Genomic DNA, 16,032 nt, shown 5'->3' with positions numbered 1-16,032 from the left:
CTTCTTTACAATAATTACTGCTTGATAGTATTTTTTATCTCTTACCTATCATTGAAATGATAAGTCCCTTCAGGTTTTAAAATCTGAAGGGACTATAAAGCAAAAATTTAATTCTCGTCAATATCGCCGTTTTTCAAAATTTTTAAATTGGCTCTCGAACTGACAATTATTTATTATAGTTAAAACATAACAGGTACGTTTTATTCTGAAATTTCAAACGTCGTTAAAAACGCCCCCATATGGTCTTCTTTCCAAACCTTACTCAGGTTTTCAGGATCAAACCATTGTGGCTCTGTATGGGTTTTACTCCAAGCCTCCGCTTTAGAAACCATTTCCTTAAGAACTTTAGGATGTTTAGTTCCTAAATCATGCTTTTCACCAATATCCTTTTTAATATTATAAAGTTTCCATGGCGAGTTATAAGCTTTTGTTGCTTTCCATTCATCTTGTCTTACTCCAACATCTGAAAAGCCACTACGATGACGCATAGAAAATATAGGATCGCCAGCACGTGGGTTTTTACCTGCCACAACATCATCCCAAATATTTTTACTATCTAAATGTTTACCCTCTGGTATTTTAGCATTTGCTAATCCTGTGAAGGTGGCATAAAAATCAAGTGCAGAAACTGGGTATTCAAAGTGTTTCCCCGAAGGTACTTTATTTGGCCAATGGAAAAACATTGGCACTCTAAAACCACCTTCATAAGTATCCCCTTTTCTACCTTTTAATGGTGCATTATTTGCGCCTTTATCAGGTCTACCTCCATTATCGCTTAAAAAGACTATCAGGGTGTTGTCAAATTGATTGGTTTCTTTTAATGTTTTCACCAATTCGCCCACGCCTCTATCTACGGCATATACCATACCTGCATAGGTACGTCTATTTTTATCTTTTATATTATCAAACACCTTCATGTCTTCTTCTTTGGCTTCCAGAGGCGTATGTGGTGCATTATATGCTAAATAAAGGAAAAACGGTTCCTCTTTTTTTGAAGCTTCTTTTACAAAACGTGAAGCTTCTCGAGATAGGGCATCTGTGATATATTCTGTTTCTTGAACTTCAACGCCATTATGTTCTAATGGTAATAGATAATCCCAAATATTCGTATTTCCTGCTTCAACTAGCCTTTCGTATTTAGGTCGGTATTCACTAGGAAAATAATTATGACCACCTCCTAAAAATCCGTAAAAATCATCAAAACCTCTTTTATTAGGATGAAATTGTGGTTTATCGCCTAAATGCCATTTCCCTATAGCACCAGTATAATAACCAGACTCTTGTAACACCGAACTAAAGAAGGTCTCACTTACGGGAATCCCTTCATCGCCGTAAACTAAACTATTGGCAGGAAGATTAAATTGCGAACCGAATTCGTGAGGATATCTACCGGTCATTATTCCTGCTCTACTTGGGCCACAAAACGCATGAGGCACATAAGCAGATGAGAAAATAGTACCATTATTGGCTAATTTATCCAATTCTGGGGTTATGATGTCTTTTGATCCATTAAAACCTACATCGGCATACCCTAGATCATCGCACAAAACAACAACAATATTTGGTCTTGATTGCGCCGTTTTTTTAGATTCTGTTGGTTGATTTTTTGCACCTAAGCAAGCCCAAAAGATTAAGGCTAATGGTAATAAAAAAGCTAATGGAAGATATCTCTTAATCATAATTAAAAATTTAAGTAATCAAAATTACCAAGTAAAGCATCGCGACTATTGTTCGCGTTTACCTAAAACAAATTCATTTTTACCTTTTGAAAACAAAAACCAAAATGATAATCCTAAAGCAACAATAATACCTAATGTATACGACAATTTATAATCCAACTGCAGTCCTTCTGGAGTAACTAAAATATAAGTGGTTACCACGGCTGTCATAAACGCTGCAGGAATTAATATAAACCAAGTACTTTTATTTTGTTGTTTCACATAAACAGCAATAGCCCAAAGCACCACGGTTGCCAACATTTGATTAGACCACCCAAAATACCTCCAAATAATGGCAAAATCAATTTGCGTTAACCCAATGGCTACTAAAAAAATAGGAACGGTCACCATTAATCTTTTAAAGATACTGGATTGATTGAAGTTACAAGCATCAGCAATGGTTAATCGTGCACTTCTAAAAGCCGTATCACCCGAAGTAATAGGTGCAGCAACCACACCAAAAACGGCAAGAACACCACCAATTTTGCCCAATGTAGTGTTACAAATAATATTAACAACCCATGCCGCGTTATGCCCCTCTTGTGCCATAGTTTCACCTAACTTTTCTACGCCACCAAAGAACGCCATAGCCATAGCTGCCCAGATTAATGCGACTATACCTTCAGTAATCATGGCTCCAAAAAAGACTTTTTTTCCTTGGGATTCATTAGAAATACACCGCGCCATTAAGGGAGATTGCGTAGAATGAAAACCTGAAATGGCACCACAGGCAATGGTTATAAAAAGTAATGGGAACACAGGGTAAATTTCAGGGTTACTGTGCATATTCTTTAAATTCTGAAGCGATAATTCTGGAATAGCATAATCTTGAAATAACAAAGCAAAAAACAGACCTACGGCCATCACCAAAAGCGACAAACCAAATAACGGATACACCTTCCCAATTAATTTATCAATAGGAATCATGGTTGCTAATAAATAATAAACAAAAATGATGATAACCAAAACTGAAACGCTTACACCTGTAAGCTCATACAATATGGTGGCTGGCCCTTTTACAAAAACAACACCCACCAAAATAAGCAATACAACAGAAAAAACGCGCATAAAATATTTAACACCTGTCCCCAAATATTTCCCAACAATTTCAGGAATACTGTCTCCATTATGCCTTATAGATAACATGCCAGAGAAATAATCGTGCACTGCTCCGGCAAAAATAGAACCAAATACAATCCACAGAAAGGCCACTGGACCCCATAACCCGCCAGCAATTGCTCCAAATATAGGGCCTAACCCAGCTATATTTAAAAACTGAATGAGAAATATTTTGCCCAAAGCCAGAGGAACAAAATCTACCCCATCTTGCTTTGAAATGGCTGGTGTTGGCCGGTTAGTATCAACACCAAATTTCTTCTCAATATAGTTTCCATAAACAAAATAACCACCAACTAAAACCACTATACTTACTATAAAACTTATCATTGTTTCGTTTTTATTTGGTTATAATTTACCACTATATTTTTGGTGAAAAACTTCTACTTTATGCTTTTGTTCTGCCGTTAAATTTTGATTAAGCAGAAAATAATAGGCACGTCGTGCTGTTAAAAAATCTTCATTTAACATCGGAACAACCGCCGCTGTAATTATTGCAGAATCTGGATTTCTAGTTTGCATTAATTCTAAAAAACCAGAAAACTCCTGATACGTATTGAAATGTTTTAATGCGCTGCTTAAATCATCAAAAAAAGACTTTTCCACGTTAAAACCTATGTTTTGTAACGATTTTAAAGCAGCTATCCTTTCCGCCTCCCCCCCATTTACAACTAATCGCTTTGCAAAAGAAAGATATACGTCTTTAGGTGCTGACTGTATATACTCTAGTGATTTTCGTAATAATGTTTTATCATTAGAAATTCTATTTAGTACGGCCTCTACATACACTTTTGAATATATTTTTCTTTTTTGCAGCTCCTCAATTGCCAATAAATAATGTGTGTTACTTTCAAGATTTAGGAACTCCAAAATATGGTCACCGTTAATAGTTTTAGCTGTTATATTTTTCATAACGGAAACTAAATCGCCTTGCGCCCAATGCCATAACGTGAAACAGGTTAAGGCTGCACCTGGAACCGTATCCTTTTCATCCAGCTCTAAAGCCGTAGCTCCCGAAACAGCATCAACTTCTTCAACAGTCTCATCAATAACGGTTAAGACTTCATCCAGCCTGACTTCCCCATAAGGCGATGCCGTATTGGATAAAATAGTATGTAATTTTTTGTAATCTTCAGCTTCAAAAAAATCATCCTCATATTTTTCAAGAGTTTCTCCAGGGTTCAGTTCATATTTTTGATAGGTTCCAATATTGTTCCAATATAACTTAACTGCTACCACTTTGCAAACCTGCTCAAGACATATTACTGATTCTACATTAGTGTGGTAACCTATTGGAAGCCCTGTTTCATCTTGAACTTCAGTAAGCTGCACTGTAATTGGTGGTTTTTCTCCAGGATGCTTTACTGAAATAGTGTGAATGATTTCATGTTTCTCATCAAAATCAAACACGTTTTGAAAAAAAAACAAGAAAGGAACTATAAAAAAAACATATATAATGGTTTTACTAAGCATAACATCTTACCTCAAATAGCTTCACGTTTTCGGCGCCATATGTCTCTGTCGTTTTTATCCTGATAGCGGTCACTGATTTACTTTCAAAACTAAACTTAATCAGGCGTGTTCTATTATTATCTATAAGTCCTAAATTTTGCCATTGACCATTAATACGGCCTTGCAAACTTAAACTTTTCAGCATTTCTTTTGGCACACCATTATAATACAAATCATCATTCCTACTATCTTTACGCATCATTATGTTGCGTTTTACATTGGTATCGCACTTAAGCTCTACTTTAGATATCGACTGAGGCGACTCCCATTCCAGTTGAAGTTCAGCGGACAATCCATCCGATTGCCAATGATTAATAGCACCATCAATATCCCTAGACATCCCGTTAGTTAAATTTTTAGCATCTCCTGAAGACGTAGTGGATCCAAAAATCAAATTTGCTTTTCTTGCCAAGTCATTGGCATCATTTGCGGGCCTATTAGGAATAAATGCATCGTCACGAAGTAACATTTCTTGCAACTCATTAATATGAGATTTTGTAACCTCTCTAGGCAAAATATTTTCCCTGTTACAAATTGTTGCTGCCGTTCCCACAGCCTGGCCCTGCAATGCACAAGTGGCCATAATTCTAGACGAAGATAACGCAATATGAGTTTGACTCACATTACGCCCAGCAAACATTAAATTAGATATATTTTTTGAATATAAGGCTCTAAAAGGAAACTCATAAACATTCTTAAAATGGTAATGAAAATAACTTGGCGGTTCTGATATATTTTCGATACCTCCGGGGTTATGCTCATCTAAGGACCAACCACCAAAAGCCACAGCATCAAAGAAGTGCTTATGCCCTGTCATGTCTTTTTCTGAAACAAAATAATCGCCAATAAAACGACGAGATTCACGTCTACACGGCAGAGAACCTACCCAATCCAACGCTAAATTTTCTGCTTCAGGGAAATTACCAGAGTTTTTAATATAATCCCAAACCCCGTGTAAATACCCCATTAATTTATGTCGATTTTCTTCAAAATCTGCAATAATATCATCGTCACTTCCAACTTCTATCCACCAAATTCCTTCATGATATCCAGCAAATTTTCTTCTTTTACTAGCGCCTTCATGAGTATATTTTATGGCGTATGATGGTGGAGAATATTTCATAGGTCGCCCCATATCTTTTGAAGACATTAAGAGTGTTGCTCCCATCTGCCAACCATCTGGTTCATCAGGCGCATAGGTTTCATTAAATTCTGCCTTTCCTTCTCTACCCGTTCTGTATTCGGCTCCTGCGGTAGCCGCCAATAAACCATCACCAGAACAATCAATAAAAATAGGCGCATTTATGGTGTACAGCATTTCAGTAGTCCCTTGCCAGCATAAGGCTGACTTTATTTTATCACCATCCATTACTGCTTCAATAGCTTGTGTATTTAGCATCAATGTGATATTGGGTTCTCTCACCACAAAATCATACATCACATGATCAAAAACCGGGAAAGATTCCTGTTCGTTTTCAAATCTATTATGCAATAATATCTCTTCTATAATACCCGTTTCTCGTTCAGCTTGACCACCAATATCGTTAACCCCATTTAAATGCACACGCATTTCGCTAGACGCATTACCGCCAAGGACTGGTCTGTCTTGAATCAAAACCGTTTTAGACCCATTACGTGCGGCTGCAACAGCTGCACAAATACCTGCAGCACCACCACCAACAACCGCAACATCATATCCAACAGTCTTCTTTCGGTTTGGCATGCCTGTTTTTCCCGTACCTAAATGATACCACTTGTCCTGATCTCTATCGTATACCATGTCTTTAGCGCCAGAACACGAACTCGCAATCATGGGTACAACACCTGCAGCAATAGCTGCTTTAGAACCTTTTTTAAAAAACTCTCTTCTTTTCATCTTCCTAATTTTTTATTGATTTACTTGAGGGCGATTGCCTTGCCATCCTTTATTGAATTGAGCCATCAGTTTAGCTACCAATTCTGGATGATTATTTGCTATATTCTTGGTTTCATTTGGGTCTGTACTGTGATCGTACAACTCAATAAACACGGGCTCTTTTTCTAATTCCGCTCTGTCTTTCCATACAATAAAGCGGTACTGCTCGGTTCGCATCGCATAACCCATTAATGTATTTTCAAACATCTCCCTATCCCATGTATCTCCTTGCTGCTTAATAATACGTGCTTCAACCTCTTCCAACAAAGGACCAAAATAGGTTTCCCGCATAGCTGGACGAATAGGATATGCACCCCATTCTCTTAAAGCAGGAGATGGAAACTGACTAAAAACGGCTGTTTTCCAAGGTGCATCAGGTTCGTTTATCAAAGGCACAAAACTAGTGCCTTCAACATGTTTTGGAATATCTAAACCTGCTAATTCTGATAAAGTTGGGTACATATCAATTAATTCCACTAAGGCATCGGTTGTTTTCCCTTGACTGCCTTTGGGCATATCTGGTGTCCAAATCATCATGGGTACTCGAGTTGCAATTTCATAATTTGTTGCTTTTCCCCATATGCCCATATCACCTAAATGCCAACCATGGTCACTCCACACAATAATTATGGTGTTATCTCTAATTCCAGCCTCTTCTAAACCTGATATCATTTTTCCAATTTGGGCATCTACATAACTCACACAGGCTAAATAAGCGTGTTTTAAAGTCTTTGCCAATTCGGCATCAATAGGGCCTTTTTTAGGTATACCACTCCGAACTCGCAACTCAAAAGATGGATGCAGCCCCACTTGAGCACCATTAAGTGGCATGGTATCTTGAGCAGTTAATGTTATTTTGTCCCTATCATACAAATCCCAATATTTCTTTGGAGCCACCCAATTGAGATGTGGTTTATTAAAACCTAAGCCTAAGAAAAAGGGGTTATCTCCTTTTGATAGCATGTCTTTCATGGTTGCAATGGCCAATTCGGTATTATATCCATCACTATAGGTGTTATCAGGCACATCGGCACTTTCATAAGCTTGCCCCATGGCTAAACCATATTTGGCCACATCACCATATTTGGCAATCATATCCTTACGAGTTTCAGCACGTTCTTTAATGTTCTTTTCTAAAGCAAAACCAACAGGAGATTTTATTCCTTTTGAAGTCATACTGTCTATAGCAAGTAACCTGCTCCATGATTTTTCATCATCTAAATCGCCGTGATGAAAAATTTTCCCAGTATAAACTGTTTCATAACCATTATTCTTAAAATGTTGTGGCAGTGTCACCACATCGGGGTTAACATCTCTAAATTTTATATAATTATGAAAAACCCCACTAGTCTCTGGTCGGATACCTGTTAATAAACTCGCCCTACTTGGTCCGCAAATAGCTTGTTGGCAATAAGCATTTTGAAACAATATCCCTTGACTTGCTAACTTATCTAAATTCGGACTGATAGCTATATCAGAACCATAACAACCTAATTCTGGACGTAAGTCATCTATACCTATAAATAGTATGTTTGGCTTTGAAGGGGTTACATTTGATTTATGTTCACAACTACAAAAAGTAATTATAAAAATCAACAAGATAAGTGGTTTCATTTAAAATTTAATTTAGTATACCAAACATACAATCAAAAGGTAATTAACACACAAAAAACACCATTACAAAAACTTAACATCGATTAATTTCACTAAATTTACAACTTAACAAACAACAAAACATAAATCATAACAACTTGTTAATCTTCAGTAAACTAACCCTTAACTACAACTTAAAAACATTTATTATAATACTTAATTTAAGTATTACAACACTATTACATGGACAACAATTTAAAACATATTATGACTTTGGGATCATACAAAAAAACACAGATTTAGACTCCGTTACAGTCATTTTAAACAACGTAAAAAAAGAAGCTAAAGTCACAAACAACAAACATAAGTTAATCCATTATTTAATCACCAAAAGTGCTTATGGACGATTTACGCTTAATTATGACGATACTTTTAAAAATGCTGGTGAGGCTTTATTTTTGTCTGAAGAAATAAGAGACACTCTTTTAATAGCCAAAGCTCACGAAGAACTAGGTGTTTTAAGTTATATGTTTAAGCAAGATGCCGAAGCAGGGTTCAACTTTAAAAAAGCAAATAAATTTTACAATGTTGCTTTTAATCAAGGAACATGTAGCACATTAGACGTATTAAGATCGTATTATAATTTAATAATGTATAACCAACGCATTAGTGATGACAGAAGACTTAAAACACTTATGGACACATGTGATTCCTTAGCGAAGGAAGTAAATAAATTTGATGTTTATCAAATTTATTTAGATGAAAAACGTGCAAGTATTGAAGAGCGCAATAACAATTACCATACTGCTTTAGGGCTTCTTCAAAACTCGGTTTCAAAAATTCAAAATTTAAAGCCCAAAGCATACCATTTTCACAAAAATTTTTTAACTATACTTTATGCAAGAATTGGGAGTATTTACTTAAAGAAAAACAACCCTGAATTAGCTAAACAATATTTTGAAAAATCACTAAATGCACCGGATTACTTTAACGAAGCAACCTTTTACAGGGCTTTTATTAATACACAATACGCCGAAGTTTTATTTAACCAAGAACATTATAACGAAGCTTATAAAAAGCTTAAAGAAGCCAGCTTAATTAATGATCAGTATTTAAACCCTAGAAATGATAATAATGCTGGTTTTTTAACCGTTAAAGACCAATACAAAGAACAAATTGATGCAAAAAACAAACAAATTAATACTCAGAAAATAGCGTTAGCCAAAAGAACACAAGAAGCTTTACAATCAAAGGTTTTATTATTCATAGTGCTTTTTGTAAGCGTCATAATAGGATTGATTATTAGGTCGAGAATAAAGCAACAAAAACATCAAAAAATTGAAAGAAGCTCACAAGATCTAATTGATATTAAAAATAAAGAACTCACTACAAGCACACTTCAGCTTATTGAAAAAGAAGAAATCATCAATAAACTCAGCAATTATATTAAAAACAATGATAAAAGCGCTAGCTCAAAACCTTTAATTAAATCAATTGAAAATCAGTCGGAAAGCTTATGGGATGCTTTTAATAAACGTTTTGTGTCTCAAAATATTGGTTTTTATGAGCGTTTACAAGAAAAAGTGCCCAATTTAAGTGCAGCAGACCTTAAAATATGTGCGTTAATAAAATTAAATTTCACAGGAAAAGAAATGTCTTATTTATTAGGCATTTCCTTAGGAAGTGTACATGTAGCACGTCATAGACTGAGAAAAAAAATGAAGCTAAAAAGAAATATAAACTTAACCAACTTTATAAATTCAATTTAATATTTGCAATTATTTCAAATCTGAAATTGTAAAGTTTACATTTTTTAGAATAGTGTCATCTTTAGTACTGTTAAAATTTGTGCGCTAACTAAACTGTTTATGGCAACTACGATAATTAGGCTGGAAAACACTTTTTTCACAACCATAGATGATACTATTATTTCTTTTTCCAAATCCTAATATAATCCACAAACATCGTGGTTGGCATGCCTCCCAGTTGTTTTTTGGCCTCTTCATCTTCTAAAGGGTTAACGGCTCGATTGGCGTTATCGAAAAACTTTACAAAGGGACGTCTTAAACCGAGGGACGCCGTGACATGCATTGGCCTGTACCAATCTGTATTTGGTTTTCGGGCTATTTCCACACCGTCAACATACCATATAATTTCATTTTCATTCACTTCGCAACCATACACATGATAGTTTTGGCTTGGGTCGTCATTAAGTCTATATTTATTCAATTGTGTTTCTTCATGCTGTTTTGGCCGAAACCATACATCTTTCCCGTCAATCTTTTTAACAAGATGCAGGTTATGATCGGTATCCCTTATGTCATCTTGGTGCCCATCAAACCAATCGAACTGTTGTAGCTCCACCACATCAATTTCACAATACACCGTTTTACCTTCCGCAACGGTTCTATCAAAATCACTGTACAACCAAAACGAGGGACAAACGCCATAGCCGTTTTTTGGTCCGGGTACATCGATTACCGCCCCTTTAATTCTGGCTTCGACATACCCTGTAGTAAATCTGCCTTTAGATTTTAAAATACCCGATTTAAAATATGTTCCATTATCGGATAAGTTGTTTTCATTATGACGCATAGTTAATTCTGCTACGCCATTGTTAATCTTAACATTCGATTCGTTATTCCACTTCCAACCTGTTGTATTTGGCAAATTTGAATTTTGAAACCACTTTTTCCAATCTACTTTATCACTATCAAATTCATCTGATAAATCATCTACTAGTTGCCATTTACTATCAGGTTTTGAAGACACTGTAGGGTTCTGCCCCTGTATCAAAGAAATAGGCAACAAAATAAAGGTAAATATAAAAGCGACTCGATTCATACTTATTTAATTTCAAGTAGAAGCACTTCTTCTGAAGCTAAGTTAAACTCCGATTCAACAGGGTTCGATGTCATTAAATTTTTGATACTAATTGGCGCTCCTGATTTTAGAGACACTTTAATTTTAGCTGTATTGTGCCCAACATTCAATAAGTTCACCAAATACGAACCATCTTTTTGTTTTACCACTCGCGAAATGGTGGTTTTAAAATCTTGTCCGTTATCGGACTCTACTATAACATCTGGCATTAAATTACTGACTTCAGCTAATCCAATTTCTTTTATTTCCGACAAACTTGCATTTTCTAAAACAATTAATTTCCCGTTTTCTGCTGCTAGTTTTTGGCTACGTTTCTTACCATATTCGTTCATAGAAATGCTTTCCTTTGCGTCTAAAATAACGGTGCCGCCTTGGTTTAAAAATTGTTGTAAAGCGTTGAATTCGGCATCTGTAACGAATTTAGTTTTATAAACCATTACAGTATTCCAAGTGTTATTATCTTGTTTTTCGATAATATTTTTGGTTACAAACCCTAATGGTAATCCTTCAAAAAACAGCGATTTATACAATTTACCTGTTTGCGTCATATAATTAGGGGTATTAATGGCTGACGTTTCAGAATAAAACAAACGCAGTGGACGTGGTTGTTTACGTAGTTCTATGATTTCTTCTGAAAACGAATTCAAATCATACATGACTTGAGTTACTTCATTTGAAACATGAGGTTGCATATTGTTTGAACCTGCAAAAGCACCTCCTAAACCAGGATCGAAGAAATCTAAATCGCCTTCTAACCTATCCTCTGGAGAACCGTCTGGATCGCGTGCCCAAAACCACCCCATGTTGGCATCCATGCCCATTAATGTTGCCAACCAATACACATTTCGCACATAGCTGGTTCTGGTATCTAAATCGCGCCACATTCCTGAAGACAGAAAATGAGATTCTGAATTTATATTAATTTTATTTGGACCTACAGATTCTAAAAAGTCGTGTAAAATAGCCATTCCATCCCACTTGTAGGCGTAATTTTTATGCCAATCTGAATTGATATGCGGGCGAATACTTGGGCTTCCCAAGGCTTTAGCATCGTGCCCTATCATAGTCGTTAATTCGGTTAAGGCTTCAAAATCCATTCCGTGTGAACGCGAATCTTCATAAAATGTTCGTGGGAATAATTTAATATGCGTATCGGCATCTGGATTTACAGCATGCAATTCGTCTTGCATAAATTTAAACCACGATGTACTTCTGTGCATATTGTAACGACACCAATCAAACCATACCGGTTGGCCTTGTAATGCCGAATCGATAGGGACTTCTATTTCAATGCTATTGAAATTAGCAAATGAGGTATCCCAATTCGCATTTAGCGCGGTAATGTTATTATTATATTTTTCCTTTAACCAGCTTCTAAAATTATTTAAAGTATATTTTGAAATACCATTCATTTCTTTATAACGGTACGTCCAATGGCCTTTTTCAGAATACCAGTGCGGTTCGTTGGCAAAAACAAAGCCTAATTCGGTCACTTTTTTTCCTTTGGTTAATTCACCTGTTTTACGGATTATTTTCCCCCATAAATCTCTTGCAACTGGATTATCGATATCGAAACCTGTAAATAAAGAACGACCTTTTCTAATTTCTGGTTCTTGCTTTTCTACCCATTCTGGAATCCCCATAGACCAATAGTATAAAAAGCCAATATTGGTATCTGGAATTTCTGTTAATTCTTTCATTAACTCTTCATCGAAGGTACCGTCTTCTTTCAATAAAAAGGAGTTTATAGCACGATCGTGGTCTACCGGGTATAAGTTTTCTCCACCATGGTAAAGGGCTCCAAGGTGATCATTATAAATCTGCGTGTTAGTTAAGGGTTGTCCAACTGTTTTAGAGAAATAATCGTATGGGAACGATGGTTTACCGTTACTTACTATCATATTATCGCTCGTTTTGGCATTTTGCCAATCGACTTTATGTACTGGACGACGCTTAATTTCGCCATTAAGTTCTTTAATTAAATCTGCAATACTTTTTTCTAAAATCTGAATAACCTTTTCCCGTTCAAAATCTGGTAACGCTTTAGCCAGAGAATCCTTATCTTCAGCATAAAAGCGCTCGTAGCCAAATGTTTTTGTGACAGCTTCTTGATTGTTTTCATCCCATTTAGCAAATTTTAAAAATTCGTTTGCAAACCATAGTGTGGTTTCTTCACGAGTCACATCTATAGATTTGGCTTTGGCTTTATCCATAAGTCCTTCTAGGGTTTCAATTTTAGATAAAGCGTCTTGTTCGAGTGTTTTTTCCGACTCACAAGACCACATACTAGCCACTAGAAACATGCCAATAGTAAGATTTAAGAAATTAGATTTTAAAATATCCATGGTTGCAAAATTTTATTAGTATTTATATTTTGAATGTTTTTATTAAATTTAGAATTGGTACATTATTCTTTTAAATCTATAAATGAAATGGTGTACGGTTTGCCGTGTTTAGAATTTTTCATGCCTTTTGCTACCATTAAATCGAAATTTGAGATTATGAGTTTACCATTATAAACAATAACATCTGCTGGTTGATCTAAACCACCATCTGCCCCGTTGTTATCTGGATACTGCGCTAAAAGTTTTACCTTTTGATTGGTATCTATTTTAAAAATTTGGTTTTGCGAAAAACCCGCTACATATAAATTGCCTTTAGCGTCTATATTAATGCCGTCTGGAGCTGAGTTTATTGGAAGTTTTACGTAAACGGATTCGTTTTCAACTTTTCCATCGGCATTTAAAGTCAGTTTATAAATAGTAGCATCCCCTAAATTTCCAACAAACAGGTCACCTTTTTTATTAAAAACCAATCCATCTAGTCCCACTTGACGATTTGTATTTTGAGTTGTCGATGTGTAAATTAAGTTAGTATCCTTAGTATCATTATTCACTTTTATATCACGGTCGGTTGTTTTAAAACGGTACACCGCGCCAACTACTTTATCTGTTTTAAGCTTTGGCAAATTGGTTTGTGTAATATAAACATGTCCTTTATGATAACGAATTCCATTTATTGAATAGAAACCATAAGCCACAATTTCGGTAGACATTAATTTGTTACCATTGAAAGTCATCCTTAAAATCCTTCCTTTATTTGTTTGGTTATCGCAAACATAGAGTACGCCTTCATCATCGTAGGCAATGCCCATAGGTTTAGACATACCAGAAGCTGCTAACACCGGTGTCTCCACTAATTTTGTAACCGTGCCATCTTTAGAAATACGCATTAAAACTCCTGGTTTTGTTTTGTCGGCATAATTAGGACAAGATAAGGTTAAACTACCGTCTGGTGCCACATCAAAAGCATCTGGTGTTGGACAACTGTCTGGTAATTCCGTAAATAGTTTTGCGGTTAACAGCATATTATCTTGTGCCGAACATCCTAAAGTTATACAAACAATAAATAGTATGGATTGAATCTTTCTCATTTTATTCATATTATTTTGTGTGGTATGTTTTATTAATTTCAGATATATTTAACTTTAAAGTTTCCCCATTACTCCAGGTAACCTCAGCTTTATCAATGGTTTTATTTTTGCCCAAACCGATATGTAAATAGGTATTTAACCCTTGAGAATATGATGATGAGGTAGCTCCTACTACACGTTTATACACCTTACCGTTAACCGTTAATTGCAAAACCGCACCAATAGCTGAAGTTTTACCCGAAGGCGAACTTCCCACATGAACCACCACAAAATTATTACTGGAATTAAGCGCGTTGGTAAACAAATGCCATCGGCCACGTTCATTGGCGTAAATAATGTCTAAATCACCATCTTTATCATAATCAAAAGCTTCGGCTCCCATACCCGTACTACCACGTTCTTGTCTAACAATACCATGGTTTTTTGAAAGTTGAAATCCTTTACCTTCATTATTTAAATACAAGAATTGCTCAATAATAGATGCCGATTTTCCATAACGTGCCACAAAAAGATCTGACCAGCCATCGTTATTGAAATCGCCTACTGCCGAACTTGTAGTTTGCTCGTTTATATGAATACCGAATTGTGATGTTACCTCTACAAATTTTCCGTTTTTATTTTCTAATAATTTAGCAGGTAGTGCTCTCAATTCTATGGTTTCAGGTTTTTCAATGACATTATGAATTACACCGGTTGTTGGGGCATTTGTATAGCCACCAATACGCCAATAACCATCACCTAAATAACCAATATATAACCCTTTTTTAGAAGTATCTTCAGGCCAACCTTGGGCCTCTTTGGGTGTTAGCGTTAAATCATGATGCCCATGTTGGTCTTCTGTACGTTTAAACAGCTTTTTTTGGGCTCCAATAAACACATCAAAATGTGGGTATGCCATTTGAAGGTTTTCCATTTTAAAATCACCTTTAACTTTTATACTATCATGCATAAATGGTTTCCTTCTATCGAGGAAGTAAAAGGTTTTATCTGTTTTATTATAATCTGCTTCAGAATCAAACGGATGCTTTGCTCGGGTTAGAAACAAATCGAAATCACCATCATTATCGAAATCTATTTCAGAAATACTACTCACCAAATTGGTTTTAGATATATCGCCTAAAACCGTATTTGTAACATCTGAAAAACCAAAATCCTTATTGCCTTGAACGGCTATAACTTTACTTCCGCCATAAAACAAAAAATCTTTAATATTGTCATTATTAAAATCTGTTATGGTGGTTCTCATATTAAATCTATCGGCATAAGGCAATAAATCTTCAAACGAAAAATCTTGTGCGTCGTCTCTTTTGTATAAAAAATGGGCTCTTTCGTATTTACCTTGAGCAGGAAAGGCTGATAAAATTAAATCTAACTTGCTATTATTATTAGCATCAAAAAATTTAACTGCACGACCACGACTAGCTTCAAAATGTTTAAATTCTGTTTCTTTGGAAATGGTTCTGTCAAGATTTATCGTGTAAGCTCTTAATTTTCTCGGGTTCTTGCCATCACCTCCTCCGGGTTGGACCAAAACTTCTAATAGGCCGTCTTGGTTATAATCGCCCACCGTCATGCCATGAGTATCCCCAAAAATGAATGGTTCACCGCGCTCAAATTTCCCTTCGTTATTCCAATACAATTCTACTCTACGAGAGTGTTCTATTAAGAGTAAATCCATCCAACCATCTTGATCTAAATCGGCTATAACGGCGTTGTCAAATTTTCTACGCGAGCGTTCTTCAAATTGAACCACCTCTGTATTTTCAGAAAAGGATAAATCTTTATTATTCTGTGCTATTCCCGCAAAACAAAACAGGCACAAAACAAAAGACAAGCTATATGTATTAATTGTTTTATTCATG

General features: G+C 35.7%; 10 protein-coding genes. 1 reads left to right on the top strand and 9 read right to left on the bottom strand.

The features are described 5' to 3' along the window. Positions 1 to 200 precede the first annotated feature (200 nt). From KO493_RS09885 to KO493_RS09865, 5 genes are read right to left on the bottom strand one after another with little or no spacing between them, the layout of a single operon-like run. Positions 201 to 1,679 carry a sulfatase family protein gene (locus tag KO493_RS09885; protein ID WP_216067792.1) on the bottom strand — a complete coding sequence of 493 codons (1,479 nt, stop codon included), beginning with the start codon at positions 1,677 to 1,679 and terminating at the stop codon, positions 201 to 203. A 45-nt stretch (positions 1,680 to 1,724) separates the two neighbouring features. After that, positions 1,725 to 3,164 (bottom strand): carbon starvation CstA family protein, encoded by a 1,440-nt coding sequence (locus KO493_RS09880; RefSeq protein ID WP_216067791.1) that lies wholly within the window; start codon positions 3,162 to 3,164, stop codon positions 1,725 to 1,727. Positions 3,165 to 3,182: 18 nt separating this feature from the next. Beyond that, the gene (locus tag KO493_RS09875; RefSeq protein ID WP_216067790.1) at positions 3,183 to 4,244 is read right to left on the bottom strand and encodes a hypothetical protein; all 1,062 of its coding nucleotides are present in this window, start codon (positions 4,242 to 4,244) and stop codon (positions 3,183 to 3,185) included. Between the two features lie 55 nt (positions 4,245 to 4,299). Continuing rightward, positions 4,300 to 6,222 (bottom strand): FAD-dependent oxidoreductase, encoded by a 1,923-nt coding sequence (locus KO493_RS09870; protein ID WP_216067789.1) that lies wholly within the window; start codon positions 6,220 to 6,222, stop codon positions 4,300 to 4,302. A gap of 12 nt (positions 6,223 to 6,234) precedes the next feature. After that, complete coding sequence (locus tag KO493_RS09865; protein WP_216067788.1) at positions 6,235 to 7,875, bottom strand: sulfatase; 1,641 nt, start codon at positions 7,873 to 7,875, stop codon at positions 6,235 to 6,237. A gap of 137 nt (positions 7,876 to 8,012) precedes the next feature. Here KO493_RS09865 and KO493_RS09860 point away from each other — a divergent pair, with 137 nt between their 5' ends. Next, entirely contained in the window at positions 8,013 to 9,623 is a 1,611-nt protein-coding gene (locus KO493_RS09860; RefSeq protein ID WP_216067787.1) for a tetratricopeptide repeat protein, read from the top strand. A gap of 157 nt (positions 9,624 to 9,780) precedes the next feature. On the opposite strand, the gene KO493_RS09855 is transcribed toward KO493_RS09860, so the two are convergent. The 4 genes from KO493_RS09855 to KO493_RS09840 all read right to left on the bottom strand — a co-directional run bounded on the left by KO493_RS09855 (position 9,781) and on the right by KO493_RS09840 (position 16,031). Then, the gene (locus KO493_RS09855) at positions 9,781 to 10,698 is read right to left on the bottom strand and encodes a family 16 glycosylhydrolase (protein ID WP_216067786.1); all 918 of its coding nucleotides are present in this window, start codon (positions 10,696 to 10,698) and stop codon (positions 9,781 to 9,783) included. A gap of 2 nt (positions 10,699 to 10,700) precedes the next feature. Next, positions 10,701 to 13,082: a beta-galactosidase gene (locus KO493_RS09850; protein WP_216067785.1), complete on the bottom strand. Its 2,382-nt coding sequence runs from the start codon at positions 13,080 to 13,082 to the stop codon at positions 10,701 to 10,703. 62 nt (positions 13,083 to 13,144) lie between these two features. Then, positions 13,145 to 14,170 carry an SMP-30/gluconolactonase/LRE family protein gene (locus KO493_RS09845; protein ID WP_252723208.1) on the bottom strand — a complete coding sequence of 342 codons (1,026 nt, stop codon included), beginning with the start codon at positions 14,168 to 14,170 and terminating at the stop codon, positions 13,145 to 13,147. Between the two features lie 10 nt (positions 14,171 to 14,180). Further along, positions 14,181 to 16,031, bottom strand: a complete 1,851-nt coding sequence (locus tag KO493_RS09840) for a CRTAC1 family protein (RefSeq protein WP_216067784.1) — start codon at positions 16,029 to 16,031, stop codon at positions 14,181 to 14,183. Position 16,032 lies beyond the last annotated feature (1 nt).

The sequence above is a fragment of the Pseudotamlana agarivorans genome (genome assembly GCF_018860245.1).
Taxonomy (GTDB): domain Bacteria; phylum Bacteroidota; class Bacteroidia; order Flavobacteriales; family Flavobacteriaceae; genus Pseudotamlana; species Pseudotamlana agarivorans_A.
Note: the sequence above shows the minus strand (reverse complement) of the source record. Positions and strands in the feature narration are given on the sequence as shown.